At 64.9% G+C, this 16,885-nt stretch carries 20 protein-coding genes; 7 read left to right on the forward strand and 13 right to left on the reverse strand.

From position 1 onward, the window contains the following. Nucleotides 1–220: 220 nt before the first annotated feature. Nucleotides 221–1,519: an acetylornithine deacetylase/succinyl-diaminopimelate desuccinylase family protein gene (locus BM075_RS20025; RefSeq protein WP_093362484.1), complete on the reverse strand. Its 1,299-nt coding sequence runs from the start codon at nucleotides 1,517–1,519 to the stop codon at nucleotides 221–223. Between the two features lie 186 nt (nucleotides 1,520–1,705). On the opposite strand from BM075_RS20025, the gene BM075_RS20030 reads away from it, so the two are divergent. Next, complete coding sequence (locus BM075_RS20030) at nucleotides 1,706–1,978, forward strand: hypothetical protein (protein ID WP_093362485.1); 273 nt, start codon at nucleotides 1,706–1,708, stop codon at nucleotides 1,976–1,978. 10 nt (nucleotides 1,979–1,988) lie between these two features. After that, nucleotides 1,989–2,552: a DUF1523 family protein gene (locus tag BM075_RS20035; RefSeq protein WP_093362486.1), complete on the forward strand. Its 564-nt coding sequence runs from the start codon at nucleotides 1,989–1,991 to the stop codon at nucleotides 2,550–2,552. A gap of 144 nt (nucleotides 2,553–2,696) precedes the next feature. Here the strand turns inward: BM075_RS20035 and BM075_RS20040 are convergent, their stop codons facing one another. The 6 genes from BM075_RS20040 to BM075_RS20065 all read right to left on the reverse strand — a co-directional run bounded on the left by BM075_RS20040 (nucleotide 2,697) and on the right by BM075_RS20065 (nucleotide 8,935). Continuing rightward, nucleotides 2,697–3,155 carry an Hsp20 family protein gene (locus BM075_RS20040; RefSeq protein ID WP_093362487.1) on the reverse strand — a complete coding sequence of 153 codons (459 nt, stop codon included), beginning with the start codon at nucleotides 3,153–3,155 and terminating at the stop codon, nucleotides 2,697–2,699. A 169-nt stretch (nucleotides 3,156–3,324) separates the two neighbouring features. Continuing rightward, nucleotides 3,325–4,170 (reverse strand): trypsin-like serine peptidase, encoded by an 846-nt coding sequence (locus BM075_RS20045; protein WP_093362488.1) that lies wholly within the window; start codon nucleotides 4,168–4,170, stop codon nucleotides 3,325–3,327. Continuing rightward, nucleotides 4,167–4,964, reverse strand: coding sequence for a trypsin-like serine peptidase (locus BM075_RS20050; protein WP_093362559.1), 798 nt, complete (start codon nucleotides 4,962–4,964; stop codon nucleotides 4,167–4,169). Before BM075_RS20050 ends, BM075_RS20045 begins: the two co-directional genes overlap by 4 nt. Nucleotides 4,965–5,064: 100 nt before the next feature. Further along, entirely contained in the window at nucleotides 5,065–6,366 is a 1,302-nt protein-coding gene (gene glcF, locus BM075_RS20055; RefSeq protein WP_093362489.1) for a glycolate oxidase subunit GlcF, read from the reverse strand. Nucleotides 6,367–6,377: 11 nt separating this feature from the next. After that, complete coding sequence (locus BM075_RS20060; RefSeq protein WP_093362560.1) at nucleotides 6,378–7,502, reverse strand: FAD-binding protein; 1,125 nt, start codon at nucleotides 7,500–7,502, stop codon at nucleotides 6,378–6,380. Continuing rightward, nucleotides 7,502–8,935: an FAD-linked oxidase C-terminal domain-containing protein gene (locus tag BM075_RS20065; RefSeq protein WP_093362490.1), complete on the reverse strand. Its 1,434-nt coding sequence runs from the start codon at nucleotides 8,933–8,935 to the stop codon at nucleotides 7,502–7,504. The genes BM075_RS20060 and BM075_RS20065 overlap by 1 nt, the downstream gene beginning before the upstream one ends. 86 nt (nucleotides 8,936–9,021) lie before the next feature. Here BM075_RS20065 and BM075_RS20070 point away from each other — a divergent pair, with 86 nt between their 5' ends. From BM075_RS20070 to rimO, 3 genes are all read left to right on the forward strand, one after another. Next, the gene (locus tag BM075_RS20070; RefSeq protein WP_093362491.1) at nucleotides 9,022–9,720 is read left to right on the forward strand and encodes a DUF599 domain-containing protein; all 699 of its coding nucleotides are present in this window, start codon (nucleotides 9,022–9,024) and stop codon (nucleotides 9,718–9,720) included. 86 nt (nucleotides 9,721–9,806) lie between these two features. After that, nucleotides 9,807–10,187 (forward strand): hypothetical protein, encoded by a 381-nt coding sequence (locus BM075_RS20075; protein WP_245758926.1) that lies wholly within the window; start codon nucleotides 9,807–9,809, stop codon nucleotides 10,185–10,187. Nucleotides 10,188–10,234: 47 nt separating this feature from the next. Further along, entirely contained in the window at nucleotides 10,235–11,617 is a 1,383-nt protein-coding gene (gene rimO, locus BM075_RS20080) for a 30S ribosomal protein S12 methylthiotransferase RimO (protein WP_093362492.1), read from the forward strand. A gap of 52 nt (nucleotides 11,618–11,669) precedes the next feature. On the opposite strand, the gene BM075_RS20085 is transcribed toward rimO, so the two are convergent. The 3 genes from BM075_RS20085 to BM075_RS20095 are packed head-to-tail and all read right to left on the reverse strand — an operon-like array spanning nucleotide 11,670 to nucleotide 12,599. Next, nucleotides 11,670–11,963, reverse strand: coding sequence for a hypothetical protein (locus BM075_RS20085; RefSeq protein ID WP_093362493.1), 294 nt, complete (start codon nucleotides 11,961–11,963; stop codon nucleotides 11,670–11,672). Between the two features lie 56 nt (nucleotides 11,964–12,019). Continuing rightward, nucleotides 12,020–12,283, reverse strand: a complete 264-nt coding sequence (locus tag BM075_RS20090) for a DUF6455 family protein (RefSeq protein WP_093362494.1) — start codon at nucleotides 12,281–12,283, stop codon at nucleotides 12,020–12,022. 28 nt (nucleotides 12,284–12,311) lie between these two features. Then, nucleotides 12,312–12,599, reverse strand: a complete 288-nt coding sequence (locus BM075_RS20095) for a DUF6455 family protein (RefSeq protein ID WP_093362495.1) — start codon at nucleotides 12,597–12,599, stop codon at nucleotides 12,312–12,314. Nucleotides 12,600–12,833: 234 nt separating this feature from the next. Here BM075_RS20095 and BM075_RS20100 point away from each other — a divergent pair, with 234 nt between their 5' ends. Continuing rightward, complete coding sequence (locus BM075_RS20100; protein WP_093362496.1) at nucleotides 12,834–13,079, forward strand: hypothetical protein; 246 nt, start codon at nucleotides 12,834–12,836, stop codon at nucleotides 13,077–13,079. Further along, nucleotides 13,060–13,542, forward strand: a complete 483-nt coding sequence (locus tag BM075_RS20105; RefSeq protein WP_093362497.1) for an NUDIX domain-containing protein — start codon at nucleotides 13,060–13,062, stop codon at nucleotides 13,540–13,542. Before BM075_RS20100 ends, BM075_RS20105 begins: the two co-directional genes overlap by 20 nt. Here BM075_RS20105 and BM075_RS20110 read toward each other — a convergent pair. The 3 genes from BM075_RS20110 to groES form a co-directional block, all read right to left on the reverse strand. Then, on the reverse strand, nucleotides 13,539–14,387 hold the full coding sequence (locus tag BM075_RS20110; RefSeq protein ID WP_093362498.1) for a DMT family transporter: 849 nt from the start codon (nucleotides 14,385–14,387) through the stop codon (nucleotides 13,539–13,541). The genes BM075_RS20105 and BM075_RS20110 overlap by 4 nt on opposite strands. A gap of 157 nt (nucleotides 14,388–14,544) precedes the next feature. Then, nucleotides 14,545–16,188 (reverse strand): chaperonin GroEL, encoded by a 1,644-nt coding sequence (groL, locus tag BM075_RS20115; protein ID WP_093362499.1) that lies wholly within the window; start codon nucleotides 16,186–16,188, stop codon nucleotides 14,545–14,547. A gap of 50 nt (nucleotides 16,189–16,238) precedes the next feature. After that, the gene (gene groES / locus BM075_RS20120; RefSeq protein WP_093362500.1) at nucleotides 16,239–16,526 is read right to left on the reverse strand and encodes a co-chaperone GroES; all 288 of its coding nucleotides are present in this window, start codon (nucleotides 16,524–16,526) and stop codon (nucleotides 16,239–16,241) included. Between the last annotated feature and the right edge of the window lie 359 nt (nucleotides 16,527–16,885).

Genomic DNA, 16,885 nt, shown 5'->3' on the forward strand with positions numbered 1-16,885 from the left:
GCGGTGGCCGCCAGCGTCACACCCGGCCGCGCGCTGCGCTACGCCGGGGGCTCCGCGCGCGGCCTCCTACACCAAGCGTTGGGACACTACCAAACGGACAGCGCTGGATTCGGGTATTTGGACCAACAAGAAGCCGCTTCTTGTTGGCAAAAATACCCAAATCGGACACTCACCAGTAGCGCGCGGGCTGGCATGTGTCATGCCGGAACCCTGCAAGCCCTCAAACACGCCGTTCCGGCAACAGGAGTTCGGCCAACGTAAGCGCCATGACAGTCGCGCTGTCCACCATGTCTTGCACCCCAACCCATTCATCGGGCTGATGGGCGAGGTCGAGAATGCCGGGCCCATATGCGATGCAGTTCTGCAGCCGGCCTATCCGGTCGATATGTTTCTGATCGTACGTGCCCGGGCTGACCACATATTCCGGCCGCTTGGCCAGCACCTTCTCGATCGCCTGCGAGACTGTGCGAACGATAGGGGCGCTTTCGTGTGTCATGCTGGGTTGTACCTCGAACAGGTCGCGCACCTCGTAGGTGAAGCTTGGGCGGGCGGCCTTCACGCGCCCCAGCATTGCCGCCACCTCGGCCTTCACCTCGGCAATGTCCTCCTCGATCAGGAACCGGCGGTCGATAATGATGCGGCAGCGGTCGGGCACGCAGGGTGCGGGCAGGCCTGTGTACTCCGGTGCCTGTTCCGGTTCGCCGCCATGTATCGAGTTGATATTGAGCGTGGACTGTTTCGCGCCGTCCGGGACCACCGGCATTTGCGTGCGCTTGCCGGCGAGGAGAGGGAACAACGTCGCCTCCATCTCCGCAAGCACCGCCCCCATGTGCCGCACGGCGCAGTCGCCGAGGAACGGCATGGACCCGTGGGCGATCCGGCCCTGCGTCTCGATCTCTGCCCACCAGACGCCGCGATGGCCCAGGCAGATCCGGTCCTTATTAAGCGGTTCGGGAATGATGACGTGCTGCACGCGCGACGGGTCGAACCAGCCTTGCTCAGCGAGGTAGGCGACGCCGCCAAAGCCGCCCGATTCTTCGTCTGCCGTGGCAGAGATCTCGATCGCACCGGTAAAATCGGGACAGGTGGCAAGGAACGCGTCGGCCGCGATGATCGAGGCCGAGAGCCCTCCCTTCATGTCGCAAGCGCCTCGGCCATAGACCTTACCGTCGATCAACTCCCCCCCGAAGGGTGGCACGGTCCAGCCGTTGCCAACCTCCACGACGTCGTGATGGGAGTTGAAGTGCACCGTCTCGCCCGCGTGGGGCCCGTCTTTCCGGGCAATGATGTTCCACCGCGGATTGGCATCGCTATCCGCCAGCGCGCCCTCAGCGCGCACAAGTTCGACGTGGAAGCCCATCCCGGAGAGCCGCCCGTCGAGATAGTCGCAGATTTCGCGATAATTGCGGCCGGGCGGGTTGAGCGTGGGGATTCGGATGAGATCCTGGGTCAGGCGGGTCAACGCCTCCTGCCGGGATGCGACCGCCTCGGTGAGTCGCCTGTCGATGTCGTCAATCATTGGCGGAGGCTAGTCCCCGGCGCGCGCACAGACAACATGCCAGCCGAGGGAAGCGGGGCCCAAGGCCGCAGGGGAGCCCAAAATCCGCTGTCGCACGCGGGGACGAAGCGGGTTATCAAGAACATAGGCGCCGCGGAGCCGACGGGTGTCGGCAGTCGCAGCAGGCACGCGAGGATGGAGGAAGAGATGTTCGCGCTCGCACGGCTCGTGCTGATCCTCTTCGTGGTGCTGTCGGTGATCTACGTCGGCCTCTCGATCTATTCCCGCTCCGTCCGCAGGCGGAAGCTGGAAGACGAATGGGACGAGGCGATCGGCGAAGGCGAAGGGGACCGGGAGGCCTATGTGCAGGAGGGACTGAAGGTCTATGACCACTCGCTTCGCCGCAAACTCATCCTAGGTGTGTATGTCGTACCGATCATCGTCATCGGCACCATTATCTATATGACCAATTTCCGCTGAGGACCGAAACATGTGGGACATCATAAAATGGACGTTCTGGCTTTTGATATGGGCCGTCGTCGCTGCCTTTCTGTGGTACACGCTGCCCCGCAATGACGTGGTCCGGATTTCCGACACCTACCAGAAACGGGTGGATTTCGGAGACAACTCATTGTTCTGGGCGCATTCCAACACCGGCGAGCGAACCGACGTGTCCGGCCGGGACGTCTTCTTCATCCAGGCGATCTGGCCCGATGGGGAGCCGATGGTCTATCGCAACGAAGATACCGGCTGGGGCTGGCCGCCATATTTCAAGTTCAACACCTCGAACCTGCAGGCTGTCGCCTCCGACCTGAAATCGGGCGAAGACGATCCGAAGTGGGTGGCCATCAAGAAGTATGGGTGGCGCATCCAGTTCCTGTCGATCTATCCAAACGCGGTGAGCGTGAAGCGTGTTGACGGTCCGGATGCCACGGTGATCCCATGGGTGGCCATCTCGATCCTCTTCGTTCTTGGTTCGATCTGGCTCGCCATCTGGTCGCGGTGGCGGCGCTTCCGGTCGCGGCGGATCGACCCGCTTCTCGATGGGGAATGAGGCGGCCGCCGACTGAAAAGCTGGTGAGGAAGCGTCCGTCGCAGGTGGCGCTTCCCATACTGTAGTAAGACGGAACGAAAAAGCGCGTCGCCACATGGCGACGCGCACTGACTTCAGGATCAAGTCCCTTCAGGCAGTCGGGGCTCAGACCTCGACGGTTTCGCCTTCGATGGCCTTGGCACCGTTGTTGATTTCGATCCGGCGCGGTTTCAGCGCTTCGGGCACTTCGCGCACAAGATCGATGTTGAGCATGCCGTTCACGTGGCTGGCGCCGCTGACGCGGACGTGGTCGGCCAGTTGGAACCGGCGCTCGAAGGCGCGCGTGGCAATGCCGCGGTGCAGGAACGTGCGATCCTTATCGTCTTCGGCCTTGCGGGCGGACACGAGCAGAGCGCCCTCTTTCACCTCGACCGACAGCTCCGACTCGGCGAAGCCGGCGACGGCAATCGAGATGCGGTAGGCATTCTCATCGGTCTTTTCGATGTTGTAGGGCGGGTAGGTCGGCGTGGAAACTTCGGCTTCCAGGACCCGATCCATCATTTCCGCGACACGGTCGAAGCCGACGGTGGCACGATACAGCGGCGAGAAATCAAAAGTACGCATTGTGGTCATCCTCTCATGAGCGATGTCGGTGTTGTGCGCCCTCCCTCGGGACGGGCGCGGATGCTGTCTGTCCGGACCCTATGGCATCCGAACGGCATCGATGTGGGGGCCATTTGAGGGCATTTCAAGCCTCGCCCGGCGCAGTCCTCACGAAGTCGTGAAGCGGAATTCAGGGTCTGACGAACCGCGCTCCACCAGCGCCACCGGCGGACATCGCGTTGGATCGACTGGCCTCAATCCGGCGCGCGGTGAAAGCACTTTTCGGCCACACGTCACGCCCGTCCTGCAACGCTCTGCGGGTTTCCCGGAGGGCCGGTCCGATCTCCGGGCCGAACACCTGGATCGTGCCGTCCTCCCGGTTTCCCCTCGAAATGACGGAGACTATGCGGGGCCGGCCGGAGGAGATTTCGAAGACAGGCGCTCCAGAGGACCCGAAATCGGCGTCGCACGTGAAAAGCAGCGCACCCTCGCCCCGCCCCAGGACGGAGCAGGCACGCTGCCAACTCAGGGCGCTTTCGCGTCCCTGGGCATACGACGCGAGGCTGACGGTTTCTCCCGGCGTAACTTGCGCCCCGACGATGAATGGCGCAGCGGTCGCGGCGGGGATCTGTTCATCGAGGACCAGCAACGCAACGTCGGATTTAAGTTGGTGCAGGCCGTCCGGGTCGGACGGCGTGTATTCCGGATGCACCACGGCGCGGGCGCCCTTCCGTTCGGCGATGACCTCGCCGTCGCGGAACCCGGCCCGGAATGTGACCTGCCGCGGGTCGATGCGCTCGCCCTTTCGGTCGAACAGACAGTGCGCCGCTGTCAGCACCAGATCCGTTTCGATCAGCGCACCGGTGCAGAACCCGCGTTCGGACAGATCCAGCCGGCCGACCGCTTCCCAGCCGAGGCTGTCCTGCCGGAGCGTCAGGCGTTTCAATGCCGTGTCGGCCGAGACAACACTCGCGCCGAACCCGAGCAAAAGGGCCGCGGTGGCCACCACGGCCCGGATTGGACGGCGGTCGCTCATGGCCGGACGAACTTCGCGCTCAGACGGTTCGAATTGCCGCCCAAACGGCCCCCACTACCTCGATTGAGGATCGTGTCCGGCGCATGGTCCAGAGCTTCCCGCAATTGGTCGAGCGACGGTTGCAGCTCCCCGGCCAATGCCACCGGCTCACCCCGTGCTTCCGCTTTCGAGGAGACAACCGACACGATCCGAGCGACACCGTCGCGGACCTGGAAAACCGGCGCGCCGGAGGAGCCGAAGTCCACCGAACAAGAGACCATCACGACCCCGCCGAAGCGCTCGAGAACATGGCAGATCTCTTGCAGCGACGGGGCCTCCGAACGGTGCTCGGCATAGGACACGATGCCGACTTCGGACCCGGTCGTAAGGTCGTAGCTGGTCTCGAACGGGCTGATCCGCCCGCTGCGTATCGGACGATCAAGTTCCAGCAGGGCGAGGTCGTGCGCAACACGGGATATCTGGCGCGGGGCGGCGTAGTCGTAATCCGGATGCGCCACCGCCCGACGCACGCCACGGTAGGCCTCTGCACGACCGTTTCGCCAACCGGCGCGGAACTGGATTCCCTCCACGGAAATCTGCTCGCCGGTATCCGAATTGTACAGGCAGTGCGCCGCCGTCAGGACAAGTTGCGGTGTAATGAGCGCGCCGGTGCAGAAGCTGCCCCGCCCCATATCGATCCGCCCGACGGCCTCCCAGCCGCGCGTCGCGTCCGCCGTGCTCAATTCCGTGAGCGGAGTCGCGTCTGAGGCCACCTCTTCGGCGGAGCCTTCGATCGAGGCGATCACCGCCGCCATGGACAAAAGAAACAACAGATAACGCAACGCGGTCTCTCCCCGATAGCTGCCGGTAAACTACCGGTCCGATCGGGCGACAATATGGCGCGTCACGGCAGGGTCAGACGCCGCTGGCTTCCCGGTGCAGGGCTGCGGGCTTGGGTCCGCCCGTGGCCCAGTCCAGCAGCTCCACCGTATGCACCACCGGCACTCCGGTTCCAGAGCCGATCTGAATCATGCAGCCGATGTTGCCCGTAGCAATCACTTCCGGCGCGCGCGCCTCCAGTGTCCGCACCTTTCGCGCCTTGAGGTCGCCGGCGATCTCCGGCTGCAACAGGTTGTAGGTCCCCGCCGAGCCGCAGCACAAATGGGGATCGGCAGGCTCAACGACGGTAAAGCCCGCCCCTGCGAGCAGCGCTTTCGGCGCCGTGCGAACCTGCTGGCCGTGCTGCAGCGAGCAGGCGGCGTGATAAGCCACGCGGAGCGGTTCGGGCGCGCTTGCTTCCGGGCGCAGGTCGGCGAGAACCTCGCTCACGTCCTTTGCCAGGGCTGAGACCGCCGCAGCCTTGGACGCGAGCGGGCCGTTGCGGAACATGTGGCCATAATCCTTCACCGTCGTGCCGCAGCCAGACGTGTTCAGGACGATCGCGTCCAGCCCGTCGCCCTCCAACTCCGCCATCCACGCCGCGATGTTTCGTTCCGCGAGGTGCTCCGCCTGCTCCGCCCGGCCCATGTGATGCGGCGCCGCTCCGCAACATCCTTGCCCGTCCGCCACCACCACCTCGCAGCCGAGACGCGTCAGAAGGCGGATCGTGGCGTCGTTGATGTCCGTATTCAGCGCCTTCTGCACGCAACCGGTCATCAGCGCGATTCGCCGCCGCCGTTTGCCTTCGGCAGGAAAAACCTGGGGCGCATCGTTCGCGCTCACGGGGGGAAGCCGGGGCGGGGCCATGGCCAGCATGGCGCGCAAGCGCGCGTCCGGCATGAACCGGGCGAACGGCCGCCCGAGTTTCGCCGCCTGCATAGCCAGCCGAAAACGGCCGGGATAGGGGATGACCCGCGCAAGGACTGCGCGCAGCATCCTGTCCATCAGCGGGCGGCGATAGGTTTTCTCTACGTGCTCCCGCGCATGGTCGATCAGGTGCATGTAATGGACGCCGGAGGGGCAGGTCGTCATGCAGGCAAGGCAACTCAGGCACCGGTCGAGATGCTTGACCGTCTTGGCGTCGGCCGGCCGGTCGTTCTCCAGCATGTCCTTGATCAGATAGATCCGCCCGCGCGGCGAATCGAGTTCATCGCCGAGGACTCGGTAACTCGGACAGGTCGCGGTGCAGAAACCACAGTGAACGCAGGCCCGGAGGATCTCGTTCGCACGGGCAATACCCGGGTCCTGCAACTGCTTCGGCGTGAAATTGGTCTGCATTCCGTCTCCGCTCAGCCCATCAGTCCGGGGTTCAGAACCCCGCGCGGATCGAATTTCGCCCGCAATCCGCTGGAGAGAGCCGCCACCGCGGGCGGCTCGGGGTGAAAGACCGGCAAACCTTTGGCGTGGGAGCTCGCCCGCACCAGAGTCGCGTGGCCGTCCCGTCCATTCAATGCGGCACGGGCGTCCGTTCCTTCTGGCAGCAGCGCCCAGATCAACCCGCCGCCCCAGTCGAAGACGACCTCCGCCTCGGGGAGAGCATCGGCCACGGCCGGCCCCTCCGTCGGTTTGACCGAAATGCGCCAGACGTCCCCTGCCCGCCCGGCGAACGTGGCCACGTCGCGAAGATCCTTCCATGCGGCGCTCACGCGCTCCGGATCACGATCCGTCTCCACGGGGCCGAACTCCGCCAGCACGCTGGTCAGGCGTTCCAGCCGATGCGTCACGGACGCGGCGAAGCCCTCGACCCGCACCATCGTCAGCGGCTCCCCGTCCGGGCCCGACGGAAGGTGCGCCGCCCCGGTCACCTCGTAGGGCGAACCGAGCGCGCGGGACATGGCGGCGACCGCCTGCGTCGCCGGAAGGCCCTCGACGCTCACCATACCAACCGATTCCGCCACCGGCAGGACCTTGAAGGCCACTTCAGTCAGCACGCCCAGAGTGCCGTGGCTTCCAGCCATGAGCTTGACGAGATCGTACCCGGTGACGTTCTTCATCACCCGGCCGCCATTCCGCAGGATCGTGCCCCGCCCATCGACGAAGCGCACGCCGATCAGGGAATCGCGGCAGGCGCCCGCCTGTATCCGTCGCGGGCCGGACACGTTCGCCGCAACCACCCCGCCGATCGTCGGCTCGCCCTCGGTGCCAAGCAGCCTCCGGTGATCCATCGGTTCAAAGGGCAACCGTTGGCCTTCGGCTGCAAGGGTCTCCTCGACCTCCGCCATAGTCGTACCGGCCCGCGCGACGAGCGTCAGCGCCCCCGGCTCGTAAAGTGTCAGGCCGGAAAGCCCCGCAACCGAGAGCACATCGCCGGCCACACCGTCCGAGAAAGACCGCGTGCCGCCCCCCTGGATGACGAGCGGCCCTTTCGCGGAGGCCACCGCCTCCGCCACTTCCACCTCGCTTCTGGGTTCGATCATGCCGCCCGCCGTTTCCGCGACGCCTCCAGCGGGAAGACCTTGGCGGGATTGAGCAGCCAGTCCGGATCAAACACGTCCTTCACGGCCATCTGGATCTCCAGATCCGCCGGCGAGAACTGATGCACCATCAGGTCCCGCTTCTCGATCCCGACACCGTGCTCGCCTGTCAGGCATCCGCCGGCCTCGACACAGAGTTTCAGGATTTCTGCCCCGAATTGCTCGCAAAGTTCCAGATCGCCGGGCTTGTTGGCATCGTAGATGATGAGCGGATGCATGTTGCCATCCCCGGCATGGAAGACGTTGCCGACCTGCAGCCCGAACTTCCGGCTCATCTCGCCGATCCGCCGCAGAACCATCGGCAGGGCGCTGACCGGGATCGTCCCGTCCAGGCACATGTAGTCGCCCATCTGACCCATCGCACCAAACGCCGACTTCCGCCCCAGCCAGATCCGCGCGGATTCTTCGGCCGACGCGCTCTCGCGCAGTTCCACCGGATCATGCCGGCGCGCGATCTGGCAGATCAGCCCGAGCTGTTCGTCGATTTCGGCCTCCGAACCCTCCACCTCGACGATAAGCAACGCCTCGCAATCGGGGTAGCCGGCGTGGGCGAAGGCCTCCGTGGCGTGAATGCAAGGACGGTCCATGAACTCGATCGCCACGGGCAAGACGCCGGCTCGCACGATGTCCGACACGCATTGCCCGGCCACTTCGCTGGAGTTGAAGCCCATCAGCACGGGCCGTGCGCCCTCTGGCTTGTGCAGGATGCGCAGCGTCGCTTCCGTTACGATCCCGAGTTGCCCCTCGGAGCCGCAGACCAGCCCAAGCAGATCGTAGCCTGCCGCGTCCAGATGCGGACCGCCGATCTCCACCACCGATCCGTCCATCAGAACCATGGTGACGCCCATCAGATTGTTCATCGTCACACCATATTTCAGGCAATGCGCCCCGCCGGAGTTCATCGCGATGTTCCCGCCGATGGCACAGGCGAGCTGGCTCGAGGGGTCTGGCGCGAAGAAGAAGCCCTCGGCTTCCACCGCCTCGGTGACGCTGAGGTTCGTACGCCCAGCCTGAACCCGGACGTACCGGTTCGCGTAGTCGACCTCCAGCACCTCGTTCATCCGGGCAAGACCCACGATCACGCTGTCGGCCGTGGGCAAGGCGCCCCCGGCGAGCGACGTCCCCGCACCGCGCGGCACGACGGGCACGCGCTCCTCATGACACACCTTCAGAAGTGCCGCGACTTCGTCGGTGGAGGCGGGCAGCACCACCGCCAGCGGCGGGCACCGATACGCGGTGAGGGCATCGCATTCATAGGCGCGGGTCTCGAAGGGATCGTGAATCACAGCGCCTCGCGGCAGCACGGCCTGCAATCGGCGAATCACTACGTCGCGCTTCGACAGCACCGCCCTGTCCGGCGCCGGCATGTCCATGTCACATCCTCCCCACGTGATCTCCGCAACTCTACTAACCGGTTTTGCCGCGTTGCAAGCGCTGGATTGCAGGTTAGTGTCCGCGCATGACGCTCTCGGAAATGCTCGTCCACTTTACCTGGCCCGATGTCGCGGCGCTGACTTTCCTGTTCGCTGCCTGGCTCGGCAGCGGCTGGCTGATCGAGAATCCCGTGGGCCGCCGCAAGTCCACGTCGATCCTGATGCGTCAGTACCGTGAGGACTGGATGCGCGAGTTCGTCACCCGTCAGCCACGGATCTTCGACAGCGCCATCCTGGACACATTGCGGCAGGGCACGCTGTTCTTCGCGTCCTCCACCATGATCGCGATCGGCGGCGGTCTTGCGCTCGTCGGAAACCCGGAGCCGCTTCGCGATGTGGCCAGCGACCTCGTGCAGGACCAGGCCCCGGAAGTGATCTGGGAGATCAAGATCTTTCTTGTATTGCTGCTGCTTACGAGCGCCTTCCTCAATTTCGTCTGGTCGCACCGCGTCTTCGGTTACTGCGCTGTCATCATGGCCTCGGTCCCGAACGATCCCGATGAGCCGAACACGTATGCGCGTGCCGCCAAAGCCGCGGAGGTGAACATGCTGGCGGCGCGAAGCTTCAATCGAGGGATGCGCACAATCTACTTTTCGCTCGGCGCTGTCGGCTGGCTTGCGGGCGCCACCGTGCTCGCCATTGGAACCCTGGTGGTGTTGTTGGTGGTATGGCGGCGAGAGTTCGCCTCCCACAGCCGCGACGTGCTGCGCCGCGACGACTTGTAACCGCGCGGCCGGTCCGCATGCTATGTCCCGCTGATGCTGACGGGATCGTGACTCAACCGCTCCCTTGGCCATGGCAAGGTACCGTCATGCGCGCTTGGTTTCGCACATACCTGCTATTGACGCCTGCCGTGCTTATATCCGGTACGGCCACCCCGACCATGGCCGATCCGGCAGTCATCGAGGGTGCAAGAGCCGTGAAAAACGGCGGCGACTGGACCGTCTCTGTCACCCTGCGCCACGGCGACACGGGTTGGGAGGACTACGCCGACGGCTGGCGGGTAATCGGCCCGGAGGGCGAGGTCCTTGGAACCCGCGAGCTGGCCCACCCGCACGAGACGGAACAGCCGTTCACCCGGAGCCTGTCGGGCGTGACGATTCCCGAGGACATCGCAGTGGTCGAGATCGAGGCCCGCACCAGTACCGGCGGCTGGGAAGGCGCGCGTTTTCCGCTGACGCTGCCGCGCTGATCCGTCGGGGTCTTTCGCCGCCCGCGTCCCCCCTCTATATGCGCTCCATGTCCAGCAACCCGCCCGATCTTCGCCCCGATCTCGCCCGCGCCACGGTGAGAGAGACCGCCCGCCCCGGCCAGCCGACCATCGGCATGGTCTCCCTCGGCTGCCCGAAGGCGCTGGTGGACAGCGAGCGCATCTTGACCCGGCTGCGTGCCGAGGGCTACGGCATCTCTGCAGACTACGCCGGTGCCGATGCGGTCATCGTGAACACCTGCGGCTTTCTCGATTCGGCCAAGGCGGAGAGCCTGGAAGCCATTGGCGAGGCGCTGAAGGAGAACGGCCGGGTGCTGGTCACCGGCTGCCTTGGGGCGGAGCCCGAGTACATCACAGGGGCACATCCAAAGGTTCTCGCTGTCACCGGCCCGCACCAGTACGAGCAGGTTCTGGATGCCGTCCACGCCGCCGTGCCGCCAGACCCGCACCCTTTCGTCGACCTGATGCCCGCCAGTGGCGTGAAGCTCACCCCGCGCCACTACAGCTACCTCAAGATCTCCGAGGGCTGTAACCACAAGTGCCGGTTCTGCATCATCCCGGACATGCGCGGCCGCCTCGCCAGCCGGCCCGCCCACGCCGTGTTGCGGGAGGCGGAAAAGCTGGTGGACAGCGGCGTGACGGAATTGCTGGTCATCAGTCAGGACACCTCGGCCTACGGCGTGGACCGCAAGCACGACACCCACCCGTGGAAGGGCGGAGAGGTGCGCACCCACATCACCGACCTCGCCCGCGAACTCGGGCAACTCGGCGCCTGGGTCCGGCTGCACTACATCTACCCCTATCCCCACGTGCGGGACTTGATCCCGCTCATGGCGGACGGGCTCGTGCTGCCCTACCTCGACATTCCGTTCCAGCATGCCCACCCGGAGACGCTGAAACGCATGGCGCGTCCGGTGGCCGCCGCCAAGACGCTGGACCAGATCGCGGCGTGGCGGGCGATCTGCCCCGAACTCACGCTGCGGTCCACATTCATCGTGGGCTATCCCGGCGAGACGGAGGCGGAGTTCCAGACCCTTCTGGACTGGATGGACGAGGCGCAACTCGACCGTGTCGGCTGCTTCCAATACGAAAACGTGGACGGCGCGCGGTCCAACGACCTGCCGGAGCACGTACCGGACGAGGTGAAGCAGGAGCGGTGGGAGCGCTTCATGGAAAAGGCGCAGGCGATCTCCGAGGCGAAGCTGGCCGCGAAGGTGGGTCAGCGGCTCGAGGTGATCGTCGATCTGGTCGAGAGCGATGCCGCCACCTGCCGGACGAAGGCCGACGCTCCGGAGATCGACGGCAATCTCTTCATCGATTCAGGCCACGAGGCACTCCAGCCCGGACAGATCGTCCGTGTGGAGGTCGAAGAAGCCAGTGAATACGACCTCTGGGGTCGCCTCGTTTCGTGACAGGGCGGGGCGTCTCTCGCGTCAGACCCAACCGCCTCGACGCGCGCCGCCGTCAGCGAACGGGCACGGAATAGAGCCGATACTCCTGCTCCACCGCCACGAGGCGCGCGCCCGTCTCCGTCTCGAAGACTCCGACGCCCTCGTAATCCTCCGGGCACCCCACGAAGTCCGCGGCGTCATCCAGGAACTGGTTGGTGAAGGCATTTTCGCCCACACGGACGCACTGGTCCGCCGGATCGCGGTAGCCGCCCATCAGCGGCAGGGGCTCGCCCGCCGGTTCGGAGCTGGTTCCGGGTTCGCAGGCAAGCAACAGGGGTGCGAGTGCTATGAGCAGAAACGGTCGCATGAAGATCCTCCGGTAAGACAACTGCGGGCACCATAGCATGCCGGCGCTGCGTCGTCTCAGTGGGGTCGCAGTGCTTCCAGCGACGGCGCGTTGCGGCAGAAGCCGGGCGGGCGCCGCTGCCCCGGAAGCCCGCGTTGCAGGCCGAGCCAGCGTTGGCAGGAGGCGACATGCGGACAGCACCGGCATTCATGCACGAGGTCCGCATAGGCGTCCGGGCTGAGGCGGCCTTCCTTCATCGCCGCCGTGAAGTTCAACCCGATGGATCTGCCGACCGAGCGTGTCAGCCAGAAATGAAGGTCGGTGTCGCCGGGAGCGGTCATGCGTCTCTCCAACCTCGTTGCGGGCCGCTCAACCGGCGGCGACCGTTGCGTCCGCCTCCTCCTGCGCTGCCTTGAGGGCTGCGAAGACCTTTGCGTTCACGCAACTCTCGGGCGCCGCATCCACAGCGCGGTTCGCTTTCAGCCAGTCCGAACAATCGTCTCCCCACTCGCAGCCCCGGCACTGCTGGACGGCAGTCGCCCATTCCTTCTGATCGAAATGTCCAGACATAATAGCGGCTTGCAGGTCGACGCCCGCGGCCTTGGCCATCGAGAGCGCCAGCCAGTAATGATCGCGTTGGGGCCCGAGTGGTCTCATCGCTTGCCTCCTGTCCGTTCGAGTCGTGGCAAGCATGCATGGCGCCGGGCGGGATACTTTGATGCAGGTCAAAATTCGCGCCCCGAACGCGTCCAGCCGCTGGAAACACGGCTCGGCTTGGGACGGACGGATTCAATTCGGGTGAATATCCGGGCAAGCTGCTGAAAAAGCCGCCGAACAGGACGCGCATTTGCATGGGCTGACACCGGACGCGACAGGCGGTAATGTGCGCCCATGTTTACAATCGAGCATGAATTCGACGCGACGGTGATCACCCTCGTCGACGAAGCGCCCGCCCCCATCCAGGAAGACATCACCATCAATGCCTTCGAAGACTGCGTAACAGTCGAACAGCTCGATCCCCGGACCGACCAGGTGCAGCGCATAACCCTCTCGCTGCAACAGCTCCGAGACCTGACCGCCGCCCTGGACCTGCCAGAGGGCGTCTACCAGATTCGCAATGACAGCTCCGGGCGGTGACGAATTCGGCAAGCTGATCGCGGAGCGGACTCCTCGGCTGGCAGTGCGCGCGATCATTCTGCGGGAACAGCGGTTGCTTCTGGTGAATGCCTGGCCGGGGGCGGACTGCGACCTGTGGTGCGCGCCCGGTGGCGGGGTGACGCCTGGGCATTCCCTTCCGGACAACCTCGCGAGGGAGGTGCGGGAAGAAACGGGGCTGGCGATCGAGGTCGGCGTCCCCTGTCTGGTGAACGAGTTCCACGATCCAGCAAGCGGCTTTCACCAAGTGGAGATCTTTTTCCGCTGTCACCTCGCGAACGGCGCTCTTGAGGCTGACTGTCGCGACCCCGAGGGCGTCGTGACGCGTCACCGCTGGGTCGCCCGCGCCGAGATGAAGCGCCTGCGCAGTAAGCCCGGCCAACTGGCGGAGGTCGCCTGGGGAGGCGGCCTTGCCTACGATCCGCTGGAACTGCTGGTGCGCTAGGCTCCGCGCCGCGGCGCGAGAACGCCAATCGCGATACCACCGAGGACGAGAGCCGCGGCCACGAGGAATCGGAGCGTGAGCGGTTCTGCCAGAAAGATCATGCCCCCCGCCATCGCGATGATCGGCACGGAGAGCTGCGCTAGCGCCGCCACGGTCGGCACCAGCCGGGGCAGTACGAGGTACCACAGCGCATAGCCTAGTCCAGAAGTGACCACGCCAGAGAGAACGGCGAGCAGAATCCCGGGGACGGTCGCGCTGCCCCCTCCCCCGCCAACAATAAACGCCGGAAGGACTACAAGCGGCGCTGCCAATGCGAAGTTGGCCGCCGTCGCCTGCAAGGGCGGCCCCGAGGTTTGCCCGACGAGCGAATAGATCCCCCACCCCAGGGCGGCCGCGAGCATGAGCGCGGCATGGAGCGGAGAGGGTGCCGCGCCGCCCTCCGGCCAGAGCAACCAGCAGAGCCCCGCGAAGGCAACCAGCGCGCCGAACCAGCGAGCGGGCGGTATCGGCTGCCGGGCCAGAACGGCGCCGCCGAACATGGTCACCTGGACGCCGCCGAACAGGATAAGTGCACCGGCCCCCGCATCGATGCCCAGATACGCGACGGAGAACGCCACCATATAGAGGGTGAGCGACAGCACCCCCTGCCAGCGGCGCGGCGCCCGCCACGGGATGGCCCGCCCACGCAAAAGCACCAGCGCGCACAGCACGACCGCCCCGGCGGCGATGCGGATGGCGGCAAACGGCAAGGCGCCGATCAAGCCGTCCACCAGAGCGAGACGGGTGAGGATCGAATTGGCAGCGAACGCCACCATTGTGAGGGCGACAAGAAGCGATACGTCCATCGCGTCAGCCTAGCGGAAAGAGGTGTGTCCGTCATGTTGGCGGATGGCGATGCAGGAAGCTATGCATGGTGGGTTGGTCTGGGCGCGCTCTCCGCGCGAACGAAAAGGGGCCGCCCGAAGGCGACCCCTTTCCCGTTCTGCACAGGCAGACGGCTGATTACATCATGCCGCCCATGCCGCCCATGTCGGGCATTCCACCACCGGCGGCGGCGCCCTTCGGCTCGGGCTTGTCGGCCACCATGGCTTCGGTGGTGATCAGCAGCGACGCAACCGAAGCGGCGTCTTCCAGAGCGGTGCGCACAACCTTGGCCGGGTCGATCACGCCGAAGGCGAACATGTCGCCATACTCTTCGGCCTGGGCGTTGAACCCGAAGGTGACATCGTCGCTCTCGCGGATCTTGCCGGCCACGACCGACCCGTCGACGCCCGCGTTCTCGGCAATCTGACGCAGCGGGGCTTCCAGAGCGCGGCGCACGATGGCAATACCGGCGTTCTGGTCGGAGTTGGCGCCTTCCATGCCGGCAAGGGCCTTCGCACCTTGCACCAGGGCGACACCGCCGCCAACGACGACACCTTCCTGCACAGCAGCGCGGGTGGCGTTCAGAGCGTCGTCCACACGGTCCTTGCGCTCTTTCACTTCCACTTCGGTCATGCCGCCAACGCGGATGACGGCAACGCCACCGGCCAGCTTGGCAACACGCTCTTGCAGCTTCTCACGGTCGTAGTCCGAGGTGGTTTCCTCGATCTGCTGACGGATCTGCGCAACACGGGCCTCGATTTCGGCCTTGTCGCCATGGCCGTCGACGATCGTCGTCTCGTCCTTGGTGATCGAAACGCGCTTGGCCGTGCCGAGCATGTCGATGGTGACATTCTCGAGCTTCATGCCAAGGTCTTCGGAGATCACCTGGCCGCCGGTCAGGATCGCGATGTCCTGCAGCATGGCCTTGCGGCGGTCGCCGAAGCCCGGGGCCTTGACGGCAGCGATCTTCAGGCCGCCGCGCAGCTTGTTGACCACGAGGGTGGCCAGCGCTTCGCCTTCGACGTCCTCAGCGATGATGAGGAGCGGCTTGCCGGACTGAATGACGGTTTCGAGCAGCGGCACCATCGGCTGCAGAGACGAGAGTTTCTTCTCGTGCAGCAAGATCAGCGCGTCTTCAAGCTCGGCCACCATCTTGTCGGGGTTGGTCACGAAGTAGGGGCTCAGGTAGCCGCGGTCGAACTGCATGCCTTCGACGACCTCGGTCTCGGTCTCCAGGCCCTTGTTCTCCTCGACGGTGATGACACCCTCGTTGCCGACTTTCTGCATCGCGTCGGCGATCTGGCGGCCGATTTCGGCTTCGCCGTTGGCGGAGATGGTGCCGACCTGGGCGACTTCGTCGCTGTCGGTCACGTCACGGGCGGAGGCTTTGATGGTGTCGATCACTTTGGCAACGGCCAGGTCGATGCCGCGCTTGAGGTCCATCGGGTTCATGCCGGCCGCGACAGACTTCAGGCCTTCGCGGATGATCGCCTGGGCCAGAACGGTGGCGGTGGTGGTGCCGTCGCCGGCCTCGTCGTTGGTGCGGGAAGCGACTTCCTTCACCATCTGGGCGCCCATGTTCTCGAACTTGTCTTCCAGTTCGATTTCCTTGGCGACCGTCACGCCGTCCTTGGTGATGCGCGGAGCACCGAACGACTTCTCGATGACAACGTTACGGCCTTTGGGGCCGAGCGTCACCTTGACCGCATCGGCCAGAATGTTGACGCCCTTGAGCATCTTGTTGCGGGCATCGGATTCGAATTTGACGTCTTTGGCAGACATACAGCTGTCTCCTGAATTTCGTTAAGATTGGAAGGTGCGGTTCCGTAGGGTCAGTTGATGACGCCCAAGATGTCGCTTTCCTTCATGATCAGCAGTTCCTTGCCGTCGAGCTTGATCTCGGTGCCCGACCACTTTCCAAAGAGGATCTTGTCACCCTCTTTAACGTCCATCGCGATGCGCTGGCCGCTTTCGTCCTTGGCGCCAGCGCCAACGGCGACCACGAGGCCTTCGGCAGGCTTTTCCTTAGCACTGTCGGGGATGATCAGGCCGCCAGCGGTTTTCTCTTCGCTTTCGACTCGTTCGACCAGAACCCGGTCATGCAGCGGGGTAAATGCCATGTCGGAACGCTCCTACGTTTCGTTGTGTTCTTCTTGCGGTTATCACTCACATCCGGTGAGTGCTAATGGCCGGGAGATAGGTAAGCGTCCGAGTCGTGTCAACCGGGGACAGCGCCAGAAAATTTCGAAAAAGACCCGGCGGCGCGACGGTTGCGGGCGTTTTGCAGCCCCGATGAGCGCGATGGTGTAACAGCAAATGCGACGAACCGAAACCGGGGGACCGCGGACCGTCCCCGTCGGCCCCATCCGGCTGCTGCGCGTCTACGATTGCTGCATTGCGGCATGAATCGCCCAACGGACCTGATCCCCTCATGACAACGTCCGGTGCCACCCCTATAAGGGCCGCGATTTGTAACGCT

The sequence above is a fragment of the Tropicimonas isoalkanivorans genome, assembly GCF_900112335.1.
Classification (GTDB): domain Bacteria; phylum Pseudomonadota; class Alphaproteobacteria; order Rhodobacterales; family Rhodobacteraceae; genus Tropicimonas; species Tropicimonas isoalkanivorans.

What these genes read in the sequence shown, in the direction of transcription:
- BM075_RS20070 (WP_093362491.1), top strand. Translation starts at nt 9,022, where the DNA reads ATGACGCTCTCGGAAATGCTCGTCCACTTTACCTGGCCCGATGTCGCG.
- BM075_RS20100 (WP_093362496.1), top strand. Translation starts at nt 12,834, where the DNA reads ATGTTTACAATCGAGCATGAATTCGACGCGACGGTGATCACCCTCGTC.
- BM075_RS20110 (WP_093362498.1), bottom strand. Translation starts at nt 14,387, where the DNA reads ATGGACGTATCGCTTCTTGTCGCCCTCACAATGGTGGCGTTCGCTGCC.
- BM075_RS20090 (WP_093362494.1), bottom strand. Translation starts at nt 12,283, where the DNA reads ATGACCGCTCCCGGCGACACCGACCTTCATTTCTGGCTGACACGCTCG.
- BM075_RS20030 (WP_093362485.1), top strand. Translation starts at nt 1,706, where the DNA reads ATGTTCGCGCTCGCACGGCTCGTGCTGATCCTCTTCGTGGTGCTGTCG.
- BM075_RS20105 (WP_093362497.1), top strand. Translation starts at nt 13,060, where the DNA reads ATGACAGCTCCGGGCGGTGACGAATTCGGCAAGCTGATCGCGGAGCGG.
- groL (WP_093362499.1), bottom strand. Translation starts at nt 16,188, where the DNA reads ATGTCTGCCAAAGACGTCAAATTCGAATCCGATGCCCGCAACAAGATG.
- BM075_RS20095 (WP_093362495.1), bottom strand. Translation starts at nt 12,599, where the DNA reads ATGAGACCACTCGGGCCCCAACGCGATCATTACTGGCTGGCGCTCTCG.
- BM075_RS20035 (WP_093362486.1), top strand. Translation starts at nt 1,989, where the DNA reads ATGTGGGACATCATAAAATGGACGTTCTGGCTTTTGATATGGGCCGTC.
- BM075_RS20045 (WP_093362488.1), bottom strand. Translation starts at nt 4,170, where the DNA reads ATGAGCGACCGCCGTCCAATCCGGGCCGTGGTGGCCACCGCGGCCCTT.
- BM075_RS20085 (WP_093362493.1), bottom strand. Translation starts at nt 11,963, where the DNA reads ATGCGACCGTTTCTGCTCATAGCACTCGCACCCCTGTTGCTTGCCTGC.
- BM075_RS20050 (WP_093362559.1), bottom strand. Translation starts at nt 4,964, where the DNA reads ATGGCGGCGGTGATCGCCTCGATCGAAGGCTCCGCCGAAGAGGTGGCC.
- rimO (WP_093362492.1), top strand. Translation starts at nt 10,235, where the DNA reads ATGTCCAGCAACCCGCCCGATCTTCGCCCCGATCTCGCCCGCGCCACG.
- BM075_RS20040 (WP_093362487.1), bottom strand. Translation starts at nt 3,155, where the DNA reads ATGCGTACTTTTGATTTCTCGCCGCTGTATCGTGCCACCGTCGGCTTC.
- BM075_RS20065 (WP_093362490.1), bottom strand. Translation starts at nt 8,935, where the DNA reads ATGGACATGCCGGCGCCGGACAGGGCGGTGCTGTCGAAGCGCGACGTA.
- groES (WP_093362500.1), bottom strand. Translation starts at nt 16,526, where the DNA reads ATGGCATTTACCCCGCTGCATGACCGGGTTCTGGTCGAACGAGTCGAA.
- BM075_RS20025 (WP_093362484.1), bottom strand. Translation starts at nt 1,519, where the DNA reads ATGATTGACGACATCGACAGGCGACTCACCGAGGCGGTCGCATCCCGG.
- BM075_RS20075 (WP_245758926.1), top strand. Translation starts at nt 9,807, where the DNA reads ATGCGCGCTTGGTTTCGCACATACCTGCTATTGACGCCTGCCGTGCTT.
- glcF (WP_093362489.1), bottom strand. Translation starts at nt 6,366, where the DNA reads ATGCAGACCAATTTCACGCCGAAGCAGTTGCAGGACCCGGGTATTGCC.